The organism is Shewanella sp. UCD-FRSSP16_17 (assembly GCF_001675935.1).
Classification (GTDB): Bacteria; Pseudomonadota; Gammaproteobacteria; order Enterobacterales; family Shewanellaceae; genus Shewanella; species Shewanella japonica.
In genome coordinates, this window is record NZ_LZFV01000046.1 from 227902 (window position 1) to 243003 (window position 15102).

Here is a 15102-nt window from a genome sequence, read left to right on the forward strand (position 1 = left end):
CAAAATAGCCCTTAATTTGGCAGTTATCGTTAATGAGATGGATTATCATTTGCGTTCTTTGTTTTGTGAAGTTTTATTTATGAATGGAGTTAAGAACTGTGAACAACCGCACTAATGAGAACAAATCCCATTACGGTTGTTGAATAAATATTGCGTATTAACTGTTTTTAATGTTAACAGAATAAAAAATTTTACTTTTCATCACAAAACCACCGAAACCCAAAACAAACCCAACAATCGATTAAAATCAACAATTAACACAACGATAACAAAGTGTATAAGCTCATATCTCTTATGTGAAAAGGGTTTAATTGAAATAAGCACCTTCTACACACGTGAATAAATAGAGAATAGTTATTCACTTGTTAAAATACCCAATCTTTAACATTCATTAAAAACTGTGACCTGTTTGGCAATCTTTCTGATTAAGTTGCGTCTTTACATTTCTTTAATTGTGTAAAGAAATGAGATTAATTATCATTCCCAAAATTTTTTGCTTTGACGGTCATTTATTGACAGTGAAGCAGGCTTATCAATCTTTGACTGGCCATTAATAACGTACTTTGAGAACTTCACTATGAATGTAGTCCCTGCTTTAAAATGGTTTCATAACTGGGTTGGTTTCGTTATCAGTGTTTCTATGCTGATTGTGTTAACGACAGGTGTTTATCTTGGCGGCATGGATATGCTTAAAAGAATGGACGACAAAGGGCAGCAATATGTGCCGTTAACGTCTGAGCAAAAAGCGCACGTTACCGAAACACTTTTTGAACGTTACCCTGAAATGAGCACGGTTCGCTTTCCAACTGAATACTCTCCGTATGTCGAAATCGCTGCAAGAGGCCACTCCATTGCTTTTGATAACGATTTAAATGAACTATCAACCTATAAAATGAGAGATATTCCACTCTATAGCACCATGTTCTGGCTACACCGCAACTTCTTATTAGGTGATTTTGGTAAATACCTTAATGCATGGGCATCGATGATCGGTGGTGTTATTACCTTAGTGGGTATTTATCTTTGGTGGCGTGTTCGCAAAACATTCAGGTTAAAGCATTCAATCCCAAGCAATACTAAGTCAAGTAGCTTAGTAAAAAGCCACATTCAACTAGGACTTTTCATCTCAGTTCCTTTGTTTTTACTGTGTATTACTGGCTTTTTAATTACCTACAAAGGGCTGTGGACAGGCGCACTTAAAACAACGCCAGATAGCAGTATTCAATACCCCATCAGCCAAGCAAAAGATTGGCAAAGCCAAATTCAAACGGCACAAAGTGTATGGCCAGCTTCTGAGTTAGTATCAATCAGCAAGCCACGTCAGCCTAGACCGGATCCAAAAGCGAAGGCAGAGGCACCGAAAAAGCCTGTTGACGCAATTTATAGCTATCGATTTAATACCCATAATGACGTTTGGTTACGTCAAGCTGATAGTATCAACATGAACTATGATAAAGGCACAATTACGTCGGCACTGCTTCACAGCGATAGACCACTTTCAGGCCAAATCGCTACGTTTGTTAGACCTTTGCATGACGCAATGAATATGCCGTTTAAGTATGTGGCATTTATCACTGTCATCGCATTGATTGGCACAGTAATCTTAATATTCAGCGCGGTGACTTTTTACCGCCGAATCTTTAAAAAGAAACGCTAGTTACCGTTAAAATGACAACAAAAAAACGGCTTACTGGGAACAGTAAGCCGTTTTGTTTTATTAAACGTTGAAATGACACCTAACTCTCCCTGTGGAGTACGGGTTAATCTTCAATGAAAGGAGTGACAGTCCCTGCTACCGAATCATAAACAATCTTGATTTCTGCGCGATTTCGTCCTCTGGTATCTCCCAGTGTTCTTAATACATAAGTACATTGCGTCGCACCAGTACCGCCATCTGCACTGTGGCGATAGGATTCAAAATCAACATCATCAGATGTATTTCTAATGGCAACGCTAGGTGGGTCTTCTATCAATGCATTCCACAAATCCACACACCCAGCCTGACCTTGGCCAATATTAACTGGGTTCCCCATTGGATTACCTTTGCCTGTGCCTAATGGATAGCCAAAGGCATTCATATCTAAATCGTTATCAGCAAAATCAGGCAAATCATTCATTGGTTCACTTCCACCAATAATTTGCCAGCGAGTATGCGCAAAGGTAACTGACTGCTCAAACGAAGCCGCCACTGCTTTTACGCGGCTGATTTCAGCATCACGTTTCACATCGATGAACTGACTCGCTGCGATAACAGCTAAAATGGCCAACACAATAATAGCAATAACCAGTTCGATTATGGTGAAGCCTTTAGCAGAAGAAACATTACGAGTGTTTACAAAAAACGCCATTTGTTTCTCCTTAATAATACTTTCAGGTATAGCGCAAGTTTAATACTCATCAGCCATTACATCAAACAAAAGCATTACAAGTGTAACAAGGTAAAGAATAAGGAAGGGTAAATAACTGGCTATATTCAATGGCATTCAGCTTGAAAAAGCCATAAAAAAACGCGACATATATTGCCGCGTTTTTAGTATCAATATTGCGTTAACGCTTATTGATAAGAGTGAGCACCATGTTGGTGATCAGTCACGTCTTTAACGCCTGTTAGCTCACCTGGGAACATGTCTAATAGCTGCTTTTCAATACCATCTTTTAAGGTGATATCGACTTGAGAACAACCATTACAGCCACCACCAAATTGAAGAACAGCGGTTCCTTCTTCAGTGATTTCAACTAGCATGATGTTACCACCATGGCTGGCTAACTGTGGATTGATTTCTGATTGAATCACATACTCAATACGCTCTTTTAGCGGTGCATCTGCAGCCACTTTACGCATTTTAGCGTTAGGGGCTTTTAGCGTGAGTTGCGAGCCCAGCTGATCGGTCACGAAATCAATGCTAGCTTCTTCTAAAAATGGTGCACTCTTTTCATCAACCATGGCACTGAATCCATTAAAAGGAAGCTCAGTATCATCTGCTTCTACAGCATCTGGCGGACAATAAGATACACCGCACTCAGCTTGAGCGGTGCCTGGACTGATGACAAACACACGGATATGAGTGCCTTCAGGTTGATCGGCCAGTAATTTTACAAAATGCGCCTGAGCCGTATCAGTAATGTTGATCATATAACTGCTCCGTTGAAAAACTTAAAAAAATGCTACTTAGCTCAATCAGTACCCGTACAACATGGTGCACCATCTAAATAGTACTTGAGTGATTTACTAAGATTTAGCGCTATGATACTCCTACTTGCTCCTGCTTTATAGCCCTCATCTCGCAAGTGTGACAAAAAATATCCTATTTAAGCGGGTTTTTAATGGAGATTTAAGCTTAATCACTTTATGGTAATTGCATTGTTTTATTTTATGATGTTGTTTCTCCTATGATTAGTTTACCAAGCCACCTTGTTCGTCTACTCATTGCTGTGATGGCAAGCTTGCCACTTTTTGTTTCTTTAAGCGTATCTTCACAGACGAGCGCGGCAGACACACGAATTAATCAACGATTACTCAGCGAAGACATCAACGCTGATATTACCTTACCAGCTGAATACTTAGGTTATCCGCTGGGTGAATGGCATTTAAGACACGATCAAATTAATCAGTACTTGCAGATTCTGGCCACTGAGAGCGAGCGTGTGTCGTTGGACTCAGCAGGTTATAGCCAAGAAAGACGTCATCAGCTCACTGCGGTAATTACCTCTGAAACCAACCAAAAAAATCTTTCTGATATTTTAGCTTATCGCAGTAATGTCAAATTCGGCACCATGCAAAATAGCCGCAGTAACACTCAACCTCTCGTCGTTTGGCTTGCCTACTCAATTCATGGCGACGAGGCCAGTGGTGCCCATGCGGCAATAGCATTAAGCCATTACCTTGCTTCTGCCAATGCGCCTTGGGTTAAAGACTTGCTTGAAGATACCGTGATTCTAATTACCCCAACACAAAATCCTGATGGCTTTGATCGCTTTTCAAACTGGGCCAATAATAACAAGGGCCAAGTGGTCGTCACCGATAACAATCATCGAGAACATAATCAAGATTGGCCTGGTGGCCGCTTTAACCATTACTTAGCGGATTTAAACCGTGATTGGTTGTTTCTACGTCATCCAGCGTCTCAAGGCCGAGTTGCCTTCTTTCACAAGTGGCAACCGCATTATGTCGGTGACTTCCACGAAATGTGGCATCAACAGTCTTACTTTTTTCAGCCCGGAGTGCCTGATAGGGTTAACCCGCTTACCAGTAAAGCCAACCAGCAATTATCAAATGAACTGGCAGCATTTCATCGCCAAGCATTAGATCAGGTGAAGCAGGTGTATTTTAGTGAACAAATGTTTGATGATTTTTTCTATGGCAAAGGCTCAACCTATCCTGATATTAATGGCGCAGTAGGCATTTTATTTGAACAAGCCAGCTCTCGTGGACAAGCCCAAGCATCGCCAAATGGTGTGGTGACGCTAGCAAATAGCATTGATAACCAGTTCGCTACTTCAATTTCGAGTTTGCAAGGCGCGCATAACTTGCGCGAGAAGCTGATGAAGTATCAAACAGACTTTTTCTCAAGCAATGCTAAGCGCACACGAGATGGCAAGCAAACGGGGAGATTGATTAAAGCTCATGGCGGCGCAGCTCATATATCACAGCTAACAGATATCCTAAATCAGCATAAAATCAGCTTTAAATACCTTGCTAAACCAATAGAAGATGACGACATTATCTTCTCGGAGCAAGACAGTATCTTTATTCCCAAAAGTCAGCCACAGCACGACTTAGTTGAAGCCTTATTTGATAAGCGGACCGAGTTTAAGGATGAAACCTTTTACGATATTTCCACATGGAACTTTGAGTCGGCACTGGGGTTAACATTGATTGAAGGTGCTAAGCCGAGTATTAAATTCCTTGCAGATAAACCGGTAGCGAAAGCACTAACACTAAGTGCTAACACCACAAAAACCGTGTTCCCTGATGAGGCGGTTGCTCTTATTATAGATTGGCAACAAGCAGCTGCAGCCCCTTTTTTACAGCAATTATTGCACCAAGGAGTATTAGTAAAATATGCCCTCAAGCCATTTAGTCTCAGTGCAGCTAACAGTAAAAACTTGCCCGTTGAATTTGTCGCGGGAAGCTTACAAATTCCATTAAAGCAACCTGTATCAGAAGAGCAAGTCCGACAAATTGTTAGTGAGCTTGCCGCTCAATATCAAGTCAATATTGTGGCTGCCAGTTCATCGCATACTGCTGCAGGTATGGATTTAGGTAGCGATGACTTTATTAAAGTTCAGCCCGTCACACCATTATTGGTCACCGGCTCCGATACCAATGCTTCAGAAACAGGCCAGCTTTGGTACTACCTTGATAAGACCTTAGGCATCTCTGTCACTATGGTGAACAGTGAACGACTGACTTCAATCGATTTGTCCGCTTATAGCCATATATTTATGGCTGATGGACCTTATCATGTCATTAGTGATGCAACATCGAGACAGCTAGGAAAATACGTTTCGGATGGGGGGACTATTGTGGCGCAAAAACGTGCCTTAGTTTGGCTTAAAAAGCGCAATATTTTAAAGTCAGAGCCTAAATCTAAGCGTGAGCTCAATAATCTATTTAGTACTTCAGGACTTAAGTTTGGCGACAAGTCAAAATTAGATGCTCGTCAGTCAATTGGTGGCGCTATTGTGTCGTTAACGTTAGACCAAACTCACCCCATCACCTTTGGCTTACCAAACCCATTACATGTGATGAAAAATCGCGAAATCAGCTTTGGCCCAACGTCCACACCATTTATTGTGGCGGCAGAATACGATAATGAACTACTGGTCAGTGGCTTTCTAGCAAAAGAATATCAACGCTCTTTTGCCAACACGCCGGCTATGATTGTCGAAAAGAAAGGTAAAGGTGAAGTGGTTGCCTTAACGGATAATTTATTGTTCAGAAACATCTGGCTAGGCACAGAGAAAGTGTATGCCAATGCCCTGTATTTTGTGCCATCAGCGATGTAATTTTATCTGAGCCTTCAGGGCATAATCTACAAATAAAAAAGAGCGCAAGTCGCTCTTTTTTAATATCAAAATATAAGCTAATTGAGTTTATGCTGTAAGTCAGGATCTTTATGCGCAAACTCAACTTGGGCTATTTTTTCTTCTGCTTGCTCTTTGGTGATCACATTTTGCTCTGCTAACCATCTAAATTTATTTATTTCGCTTTCAGGGTCATTATCAGCATTAATATCACCATACCACTGCAGTAGTTGTGCTTTTTTTCGTTTTGAAATTTCATCAATGATGTGATCATGCTGCCCATTTTGAATCACAAATATATTGCTGGTTTCAGTTTTAAATACCGAATACCTGACCTTAGTCACTGCAAACCAAATTAAGCAAATAATGCCTAGAAAAAGCCATAAACCAGTACCGGTAAGAGGATTATCATTGAATACCGCACGGCCAATATTAAATACCCCCAATAAAACCCACAGCACACCCACGTTTCTTAGCCAGTCATTTTGCTCAATGAGTAAAGATGATTTATCAGGAAAAGTCCCATATTCGACATCCACATCTTCTGCGCCCGATTTATTTTTAAAAGCAAAATTTAGGCTATGTTCATTGAAGGTAAATGTGTGCTGATTTGATAATTTTTTCTGTTTAATTTCCATTTGTATCAGTAACTTCCATGTTTCGACGATATGTTTCGTATAAAAGGCTTATAGTGAATAAGGCTGTAAGATACTTTTATTATCAGTATTTGACAACTCCACCATTGAAGCGACATACATTTATAATGCTCAATTTAAATCAGTGACTTACCTATCTACATTACAGCAGGCCTGGCGCTTCAGCTCGTGCTAAACACCATGCTTGAACATGAACATAATCTGCCGCAAATAGCTTGCCAATTTCATTGACTGTCGTCCCTGTCGTTACCACATCATCAATTAATGCCACCCGCTGATAAGGTATGGCTTTTGTTGTATTAAAAGCATCGGCGCAATTGCGTCGCCTAGCTTGCCCATCTAGCCCTGCCTGAGCTTGGGTATCGATGCTTCGCACTAACAAACCGTCGTCCATAGGGATCCCCAATTGACGGCTTAATTCATCTGCAATTAGCCACGACTGATTGAAGCCACGTTGCAGTAAACGGTTCTTATGTAATGGCACAGGCACGATCACTTGGGGCAATGTAATCACTCCTCTGGCAACCAGATCCATAACCCGAACCGCCAGCACATTCACTAACGCAGTAAGAGGCGCACATTGCTGTTGGTATTTTATTCCTGAAACTAACTCGCCAAGACTTTGATGATAACTACAAGGTGCGATGACCATCATAGGTTTGTGTCGCAAACAGTGACCACAATAGGCTTGAAGTTGCTCCATACGCTTACCACAACCTAAACACACTTCGTGCTGATATAGCCCAGCAACTAAACAGTGGTGACAAATGCCCGTTTGAGGTTTCCCAGAATCAAACTGACGTATGTCTTGGCGGCATAATAGACATCGATTTGGTAAATGACGTCGAAGCCAATGGGAAAACGACGTTAAACGATGACTATAGGCTTGTGGGAGTTGCCAATCCATATAATATCCTTATCCTGTATGGCACTTACTTGTCTGTATCGTGATGATTTGAGGTAACCTTTGCAGCCCACTTTTTCTAAGCTACACGTTCACACTGTTGGTGAAGGCCAAGATCTAATACTGCTTCATGGCTGGGGAGTTAACTCTGCCGTATTTCATCCTTTAGCAACGGCTTTGGAACAGTATAGAGTGCATTTTGTCGACCTGCCGGGCTTTGGCGATAGTGAAGCCAACGAAGGCGATATCAACGCATGGGCTGAACAACTTGCTCACCAATTACCGCAGCAGGCAATTTGGTTAGGTTGGTCACTGGGTGGGCTGGTAGCCACTCAGGTTACAATTAATCACCCTCACTCAGTTAAAGCCTTAATCACAGTTGCGTCATCACCTTGCTTTATGGCGCAGCAACCAAGTAACGATGAGCAAAGCTGGCCAGGTATTGCCCCTAAGGTGTTGGCACAATTTTCGGAGCAACTCAGCATAAACTTAGCGAAAACCGTGGAGCGCTTTTTAGCGATTCAAGCCATGGGAAGTGATTCAGCCAAAGATGACATTGGCATGATAAAGAAACTGGTATTAGCAAAACCCTTACCCAGTCAGCCAGTACTTGATCAAGGTTTAGGGATGCTTCGTACCGTAGATTTGCGTTCGCAGTTACATCATGTTCAGCAGCCATGGTTACGAATTTGGGGCAAATGTGACAGTTTAGTTCCAAAAAAGATCATCTCTATTTTGCCGCAAGCAACAAGTATAAAAGACGTTATTCACAATAAAGCATCCCATGCGCCGTTCATTTCACATACAGATGATTTTTTGAACGAATTATGTACTTGGATCAATAAATATACAGACTAGCGCTATAAAACCACTTTAATATTGACTATAATTTGTACGTTATTATTCAATATCTAAGTGAGTTTTATGCTGGTTGTCACTAATTATCCCCAAGTACCGATAGCAACAAGTAATGTTGCGACGGATCTTGCGCGCGCGGATAATCAGCAAGCCAAGCCTATTCTGCCACCACAAGAGTTGTCTAAAGCCTTCCAAGAGCGGGCTTATAATCAGCAAAATGAACGGTTAACTCGCCACGAATTACTCGATCAAAAACAGCAGCAAAAACAATCTGCCGAGCAACAGCAAACACAGCAACAAACCTTGGGACCTAAAGGTATTTTTCCACAACTATTACGAGTGGCAGCCAATAGTAACCCAACGATTCAACGTCGTGATATTCAGCAAAAAAACCCAAATAACCCGAATGTTGAAACAGATAAAATCAGCGACAAGAATAATAGTCGAGCGATTCAAAGCTTGTTGCTTCATGATGCTAGCCAAGAACAAGAGCAAGCATTTTATGAGCAACTAGGTGAACGAGTCGGTCAGTTTTATCAGCAGCAAACAACACCTGCAGAGCAAAGCCAACTCTTTGCCTTAGTCTAAATCTTGCTTTACTTACCTTAGCTTAAACGCAACAACATGACCTGGTAGCGCCATGAAATATTGATCGTTATCAAGCAAATTTTGCTTTTGTATCTTGTAAATATTGAGTATTGGTAACTATTTAATTATATTGAATAAGCTAATATTCTGAAGGACTCAGTTAAGGCACTCTTTTGTCATTATTTAAGTACATACTCGTCATTGTTGTTACTTACCTATTTAGCTATTTCACAATAGCTCCCTTTGCCGTTGCCAAAGATATTATCATTCTCAATCAGCCAGCCTCTGCCAATGATATGCGTTACCATTACAGCTATGAGTTAATGCAGCTGATACTTGAAAACACCGAAGATGATTTTGGCGAATGGGAAATCACCCACTCTCCAATCTTTATGACCCGTGATCGGATTTTGACAGAAATGGTCGATGGCGAGCTCATTAACGTCATTGCAGAAGCCATAAAACCCGCTTGGAATGAAAAGCTGATTCCGATAAGAGTGCCTATTCGTAAAGGTATCCAGGGTTTTAGAGTTTTCATTATCAAAAAACAAACTCAAGCCCAATTTTCCAAGATCAAAACCATTGAACAACTCAAACAAATCCCAACAGGCAGCGGCATACATTGGTCAACAAGACTGGCATTTGAAAAGGCTGGGTTTGACGTGGTTGTCGGTTCAAGTTACGACGGTTTATTTCATATGCTAGACAAAGGCCGCTTTGAAAGTTTTGGCCGTGGAGTTAATGAAGCGCCAGCCGAGTTAAGTTCATTTAAAGTTAAATTTGCAGATTTAGTGCTAGATGAAAATGTGCTGCTACATATTCCGTTAGCGACCTTCTTTTATGTTTCACCCGATGAACCACAACTGGCTAAGCGAATCGAGGTCGGCATTAAACGTATTATGGCAAACGGCCAATTCGATAACACATTTTACCGCCAGTACTGCCAAGAGTTGATCTCATCAAAGCTCAGTGAACGACGCATATTCAGTATCGAAAACCCGTTAATGGATCCCAAGCTTCTAGCTGAAATGCAACAAGCTAACTACTTGTTATCGCCATACACTCATTTTGATGAAGCCTGCTCAGGTTACCTTCCATAAAAAAAGCCCTTAACCTAAAGCTAAGGGCTTAATCATTGATTTTAAATCGTTAATACATCAGCTAATTTACTTTTTTAGCTTAGCAAAGGCATCAGCAAATGCATTACCCATTGCCGCATTGGCAGGCGCTTTATTTTGTTTACGCTGACCGCCATTATGCTTGTTTGCAGCATGTTTAGCGCCACTTGGCTTATGACCTGAACCCGTCTTAGCGTTAGACTGAGGTTTAGATTTATTCGCTGCTTGTAATGGCTCGTCTAATCGCATACTTAACGCAATACGGCGACGTTCAACATCCACTTCCATGACCTTAACTTTAACCACATCACCCGCTTTCACAATCGTGTGTGGATCGCTGACAAACTTGTCTGTCAATGAAGAGATATGCACTAAACCGTCTTGATGAACCCCAACATCCACGAAAGCACCGAAGTTGGTCACATTGGTCACAACCCCTTCGAGGATCATTTCGAGTTTAAGATCTTTTAGCTCTTCAACCCCTTCTTTAAAGCTCGCTGTCTTGAACTCACCACGAGGGTCCCGTCCAGGTTTATCAAGCTCGGCTAAAATGTCGGTAATGGTCGGTAAACCAAATTCCTCAGTGACAAATTCAGCGGCATTAAGCTGCGCTAATAATTCACTGTTACCCATTAGCTGTTCAACCGTCTGCTGTTTAGCTTTAGCAATGGTTTCCACTAACTTATAGGCTTCAGGGTGAACTGCTGAGCCATCTAATGGATTTTTTGCATGACGAATGCGTAAGAAACCGGCTGCTTGTTCATAAGCTTTAGGGCCTAAACGAGCCACTTTTAGCAACTGTTTACGCGACTCAAACTGACCGTTCTCATCGCGGTAACTGACCACATTTTTAGCCAAGGTTTTATTCAAACCTGCCACTTGAGTCAGTAATGGCGCAGACGCCATGTTCAAGTCGACACCAACACCATTTACACAGTCTTCTACGACGGCCTCAAGTGAACTTGATAGCTGGCTTTGGCTCACATCGTGCTGATATTGACCTACACCAATAGATTTAGGCTCAATCTTAACTAACTCAGCTAGCGGATCTTGCAAACGACGAGCAATTGAAACTGCGCCACGAATCGAGACATCAAGATTAGGAAACTCTTCCGATGCTAATTCAGAAGCAGAATAGACTGAAGCGCCCGCTTCGCTAACCATCACTTTGGTTAAACTCGGGTGTGTTTCTTTCATAAAGCTAATCACTTCAGCAGCAAGTTTATCGGTCTCACGTGACGCTGTACCATTACCAATAGCAATGATGTCCACTTTATGCATTTTTATTAAGTTAGCCAGCGTACGGATAGACTTATCCCAGACATTTTGTGGAGCATGAGGGAATATCGTCGTGTGTGCGACAAATTTACCAGTGTTATCAACAATCGCTACTTTAACACCAGTACGAAGTCCAGGGTCGAGACCCATTGTGGCTTTGGCTCCAGCAGGTGCAGCCATCAATAAATCACCCAAGTTACGAGCAAATACATTAATCGCTTCCGCTTCAGCACGTTCACGCATTTGGCTAATGAACTCGGTTTCCATTTGCAAAGCAATTTTAATTCGCCAAGTGGCTGTCACCACTGTTTTAAGCCATTGATCGACACTCGAATCAGATAACTTCAAATTGAAATGATCAGCAATGATAACCACGCAATAACTGCTTTGTGCCACTTCTGCTTTAGGGTCTGCATTCATCGACAGACTCAGCACGCCCTCATTGCGCCCTCTCAGCATCGCTAATGCGCGATGTGATGGCACCTTAGTTATGGCTTCAGTATGCTCAAAATAGTCACGGAATTTGGCACCTTCTTTTTCTTTACCTTTAACCATGCGACTTTCAAGCACGGCTTGTTGACTAAGGTGTTTACGAATTTTTTGCAGTAAGTCTGCATCTTCAGCAAAGCGCTCCATTAATATAAATCGAGCACCATCTAATACGGCTTTGGTATCCCCAAAGCCAGCCTCTGCATTCACAAACTCAGCGGCTTTGCTTTCTAAATCCGCTTGGCGATTCGTCAATAAAAAATCAGCTAGCGGTAGCAAACCTGCTTCGATAGCAATCTGGCCTTTAGTGCGTCGCTTAGGTTTGTAAGATAGGTAGAGATCTTCAAGACGCGTTTTACTGTCAGCAGTATTGATCGCTTGTTGCAAAGCAGGCGTAAGCTTACCTTGGGTTTCAATGCTAGAAAGAATCACTTGCCTTCTTTCTGCCAGTTCACGTAAGTAGCCTAAACGACTATCGAGTGTTCTTAACTGAGCATCATCTAATCCCCCTGTCGCTTCTTTACGGTATCGAGCAACAAACGGGACGGTGGAGCCATCATCAAGTAACGCAATGGTATCTGAAACTTGTTGCTCACGGACATTCAATTCCTGAGCGATAATCTGAGCAATACTTAGCATAAAAGGTCTTATTCGGCGTTGAATAACAAATATCGCCCAAAGATAGCATAACCTGCTTAAAACGTTTATTGAGAAAGTGAATTTTTACAGGGTATTTTCAACCTAAATAGGATGACAGCTCAGTTTAACGGTAACTTAGCTCGGTTTTTTAGGCATTAGCAAAGCGACACAATGGACTAAATTCTTAAAACAGAACAATCACAATACAGGTTCGTATCAAATTTTAATTTAACACTAGTAGACTTACTTTTAGCAGGGTTATAAAAAACAATGAGTTATTATAGTTAATGAAAATTTAAAACGAGGAAGTTAATAAATAAAAATTAATTTATACCCATAAAGAGGTATCCTGATTATCTTTATTTATTTGGTGTTTTTTAAAATAAAAAATATACTAACAAAGGGCCGTAAATGATAACTATTATCAAATGTAACATTTGATACATTTATTTATTTACAAAAAATAAACTTATTTATCGTTAATTCGACTGACATATTCAGAAGGGCAACATCCGACATTATTAGAAAAGTGACGACTAAATATTGCCAAGCTTTTAAAACCACACTCATATGCAGTAACTTTTATATTATCTTGGTTCTTCTTTAATACTAATTTTAATCTATTTGCTTTCACTTCTTTAATGATATCTTTAACACAAAGACCCATAGATTTCACTTCTCGCTGCAAACTTCGTGTCGACATTCCTAACGCAATAGCTAATGTATCAACAGATAACTCAGCTGGAATCATACTCTTAGCAGCCGCATGAATCCTGTCCAAGCTAGTAATCGTTTCAATGCATAATGGCCTAATATCATACTGCTTACCTGGCGTTTTTTTGGCAAAAATTGACAGGTTCTGACAGTTGAATTTAACATTTTCTAAAATGGCAACATTGTAACCGTAAAAACCACACTCAAACGGTAACTCAATGATTACGTTGCTATTTACCTCTTTGTGAAAATTCAATATTTGCATCACTGAGAGATAAACAAATAGGTCATCATACTTAGAAGCACGTTCAATAGGATTACGCTTAGCCACTAGGCCAATGTAATCCCCCGCATCAATAGTAACCCAATTTAGATCAGATACCTGGCTATAAAACATTGTGAAATCAATCAATTTCTGAGCGATATCGACATCATCAGATAAGTCTATTTTAGTAAACTCAGTTACCCTTTTAACAAAATACTTCGCTAAATTCAGAAAGAAATAAGGGTCTTCAATATTATTCTCAATATAATTTAATAATTTGGTTATTATATTTATGCCAACCCATTCTGTGTCATTAAAATATTTAAAATGGGCAAATTCCACCGGCAAAAGAAAATCAATACTATTACAGTATTCACAAACAAGTTTTGTGTGAATTGCAGGTCTGCATTTATATTTTATCATTTTGGGAACTTTTTAAATAAAGGAACTATTGGAAAATATATTTTAGTTTTTTTTGCTACCTATGATGTAGATTCAGATCACAAATGTCGTTTTTTGATAATCACTATTCTTAGATCTGAAATCTCCTCTTCTTTAAAATACCTCCAATTGATTACTCCATTTTTATTTAAGATTTAATAAGGTCAGGTGACATTATGAATTGGTGTCGAAACTTAATCGCATCTATCAGTGTAACCCTTTACTTGTGCTCATTTGGTGTCGCTGCTGCGCCATGGGATGACATGACAGGTGAAGAGGTTTCTCAAAAACTCGTTGAGAAGTTCGCTGAAGGTAAGTATTCCCCTAAAGGAGCAGACAGCTGCTTAATGTGTCACCAACGTACCGAAGGTGTTACCGACATCTTTAAAGGCGCACATGGCGACTTAACCAGTAAAGACTCACCAATGGCTGGACTGCAATGTGAAGCCTGTCATGGCCCTCAAGGCAACCACAATCGTGGCGGCAAAGAGCCCATGATCCAATTTGGTAAAGACAGCAAATTAGATGCACCAACGCAAAATACTGTTTGCCAAGGTTGTCATAACGACCCAGAGCAAATGGCATGGCATAGCAGCACCCACAATCTTGAAGAGATTGCTTGTGCCGATTGTCACGTGGTACATGCAGCTAAAGACCCTGCCTTAGACAAGTTAACCGTTAATGACACCTGTACTAGCTGCCACACTCGTGAAAAAGCTGACATGAACAAGCGCTCATCTCATCCAATGAAATGGGATCAAATGACCTGTATTGATTGTCACTCTCCACATGGTTCTATGTCTGAAAGCGCCCTAAACAAGCCGACGGTTAATGACACGTGTTACAGCTGTCATGCTGAAAAACGTGGCCCAATGCTATGGGAACATGCACCAGTGACCGAAAACTGTGTCACCTGTCATAACCCACACGGCAGCGTTAACGAAGGCATGCTAAACAATCGTGCACCACAACTATGTCAGCAATGTCACGCTGATGACGGTCACGCAAGTCGCGTTGTTCTTCAACCTGGAATGGATGCCTTTGGCGGCGGAAAAAGCTGTTTGAACTGTCATAGCCAAATCCATGGTTCTAACCACCCAGCCGGCAGCTTACTGCAGCGCTAAT

General features: G+C 41.0%; 12 protein-coding genes. 6 read left to right on the top strand and 6 right to left on the bottom strand.

Features of this window, described 5'->3' with window-relative positions:
- Positions 1–577: 577 nt before the first annotated feature.
- The gene (locus tag A9267_RS18140; protein ID WP_065110204.1) at positions 578–1657 is read left to right on the top strand and encodes a PepSY-associated TM helix domain-containing protein; all 1080 of its coding nucleotides are present in this window, start codon (positions 578–580) and stop codon (positions 1655–1657) included.
- A 103-nt stretch (positions 1658–1760) separates the two neighbouring features.
- Here A9267_RS18140 and A9267_RS18145 read toward each other — a convergent pair whose 3' ends face one another.
- Both A9267_RS18145 and nfuA read right to left on the bottom strand, forming a co-directional pair.
- Complete coding sequence (locus tag A9267_RS18145; RefSeq protein ID WP_065110205.1) at positions 1761–2348, bottom strand: type II secretion system protein; 588 nt, start codon at positions 2346–2348, stop codon at positions 1761–1763.
- 206 nt (positions 2349–2554) lie between these two features.
- The gene (gene nfuA, locus A9267_RS18150; RefSeq protein WP_055025978.1) at positions 2555–3133 is read right to left on the bottom strand and encodes a Fe-S biogenesis protein NfuA; all 579 of its coding nucleotides are present in this window, start codon (positions 3131–3133) and stop codon (positions 2555–2557) included.
- A 257-nt stretch (positions 3134–3390) separates the two neighbouring features.
- On the opposite strand from nfuA, the gene A9267_RS18155 reads away from it, so the two are divergent.
- Positions 3391–6009 carry a M14 family metallopeptidase gene (locus tag A9267_RS18155; protein ID WP_065110206.1) on the top strand — a complete coding sequence of 873 codons (2619 nt, stop codon included), beginning with the start codon at positions 3391–3393 and terminating at the stop codon, positions 6007–6009.
- A 77-nt stretch (positions 6010–6086) separates the two neighbouring features.
- Here the strand turns inward: A9267_RS18155 and A9267_RS18160 are convergent, their stop codons facing one another.
- Positions 6087–6665: a hypothetical protein gene (locus A9267_RS18160; protein ID WP_065110207.1), complete on the bottom strand. Its 579-nt coding sequence runs from the start codon at positions 6663–6665 to the stop codon at positions 6087–6089.
- 160 nt (positions 6666–6825) lie between these two features.
- On the bottom strand, positions 6826–7590 hold the full coding sequence (locus A9267_RS18165; RefSeq protein ID WP_065110208.1) for a ComF family protein: 765 nt from the start codon (positions 7588–7590) through the stop codon (positions 6826–6828).
- Between the two features lie 60 nt (positions 7591–7650).
- Here A9267_RS18165 and bioH point away from each other — a divergent pair, with 60 nt between their 5' ends.
- The 3 genes from bioH (at position 7651) to A9267_RS18180 (ending at position 10133) form a co-directional block, all read left to right on the top strand.
- Complete coding sequence (gene bioH, locus A9267_RS18170; protein ID WP_065110209.1) at positions 7651–8445, top strand: pimeloyl-ACP methyl ester esterase BioH; 795 nt, start codon at positions 7651–7653, stop codon at positions 8443–8445.
- A 66-nt stretch (positions 8446–8511) separates the two neighbouring features.
- Complete coding sequence (locus A9267_RS18175; protein ID WP_065110210.1) at positions 8512–9033, top strand: hypothetical protein; 522 nt, start codon at positions 8512–8514, stop codon at positions 9031–9033.
- Positions 9034–9206: 173 nt separating this feature from the next.
- The gene (locus A9267_RS18180; RefSeq protein WP_065110211.1) at positions 9207–10133 is read left to right on the top strand and encodes a hypothetical protein; all 927 of its coding nucleotides are present in this window, start codon (positions 9207–9209) and stop codon (positions 10131–10133) included.
- A gap of 66 nt (positions 10134–10199) precedes the next feature.
- Here the strand turns inward: A9267_RS18180 and A9267_RS18185 are convergent, their stop codons facing one another.
- Entirely contained in the window at positions 10200–12557 is a 2358-nt protein-coding gene (locus A9267_RS18185) for a Tex family protein (RefSeq protein ID WP_065110212.1), read from the bottom strand.
- A gap of 469 nt (positions 12558–13026) precedes the next feature.
- The gene (locus tag A9267_RS18190; protein ID WP_065110213.1) at positions 13027–13959 is read right to left on the bottom strand and encodes a helix-turn-helix transcriptional regulator; all 933 of its coding nucleotides are present in this window, start codon (positions 13957–13959) and stop codon (positions 13027–13029) included.
- 194 nt (positions 13960–14153) lie between these two features.
- Between A9267_RS18190 and A9267_RS18195 the strand changes: the two genes are divergently transcribed.
- Positions 14154–15101: a DmsE family decaheme c-type cytochrome gene (locus tag A9267_RS18195; RefSeq protein WP_055025971.1), complete on the top strand. Its 948-nt coding sequence runs from the start codon at positions 14154–14156 to the stop codon at positions 15099–15101.
- Position 15102 lies beyond the last annotated feature (1 nt).

Bases quoted from the DNA above. Each gene is read 5' to 3' on its own strand.
- A9267_RS18145 (WP_065110205.1), bottom strand. From the start codon at position 2,348: ATGGCGTTTTTTGTAAACACTCGTAATGTTTCTTCTGCTAAAGGCTTC.
- nfuA (WP_055025978.1), bottom strand. From the start codon at position 3,133: ATGATCAACATTACTGATACGGCTCAGGCGCATTTTGTAAAATTACTG.
- A9267_RS18175 (WP_065110210.1), top strand. From the start codon at position 8,512: ATGCTGGTTGTCACTAATTATCCCCAAGTACCGATAGCAACAAGTAAT.
- A9267_RS18165 (WP_065110208.1), bottom strand. From the start codon at position 7,590: ATGGATTGGCAACTCCCACAAGCCTATAGTCATCGTTTAACGTCGTTT.
- A9267_RS18155 (WP_065110206.1), top strand. From the start codon at position 3,391: ATGATTAGTTTACCAAGCCACCTTGTTCGTCTACTCATTGCTGTGATG.
- A9267_RS18140 (WP_065110204.1), top strand. From the start codon at position 578: ATGAATGTAGTCCCTGCTTTAAAATGGTTTCATAACTGGGTTGGTTTC.
- A9267_RS18190 (WP_065110213.1), bottom strand. From the start codon at position 13,959: ATGATAAAATATAAATGCAGACCTGCAATTCACACAAAACTTGTTTGT.
- A9267_RS18185 (WP_065110212.1), bottom strand. From the start codon at position 12,557: ATGCTAAGTATTGCTCAGATTATCGCTCAGGAATTGAATGTCCGTGAG.
- A9267_RS18160 (WP_065110207.1), bottom strand. From the start codon at position 6,665: ATGGAAATTAAACAGAAAAAATTATCAAATCAGCACACATTTACCTTC.
- A9267_RS18195 (WP_055025971.1), top strand. From the start codon at position 14,154: ATGAATTGGTGTCGAAACTTAATCGCATCTATCAGTGTAACCCTTTAC.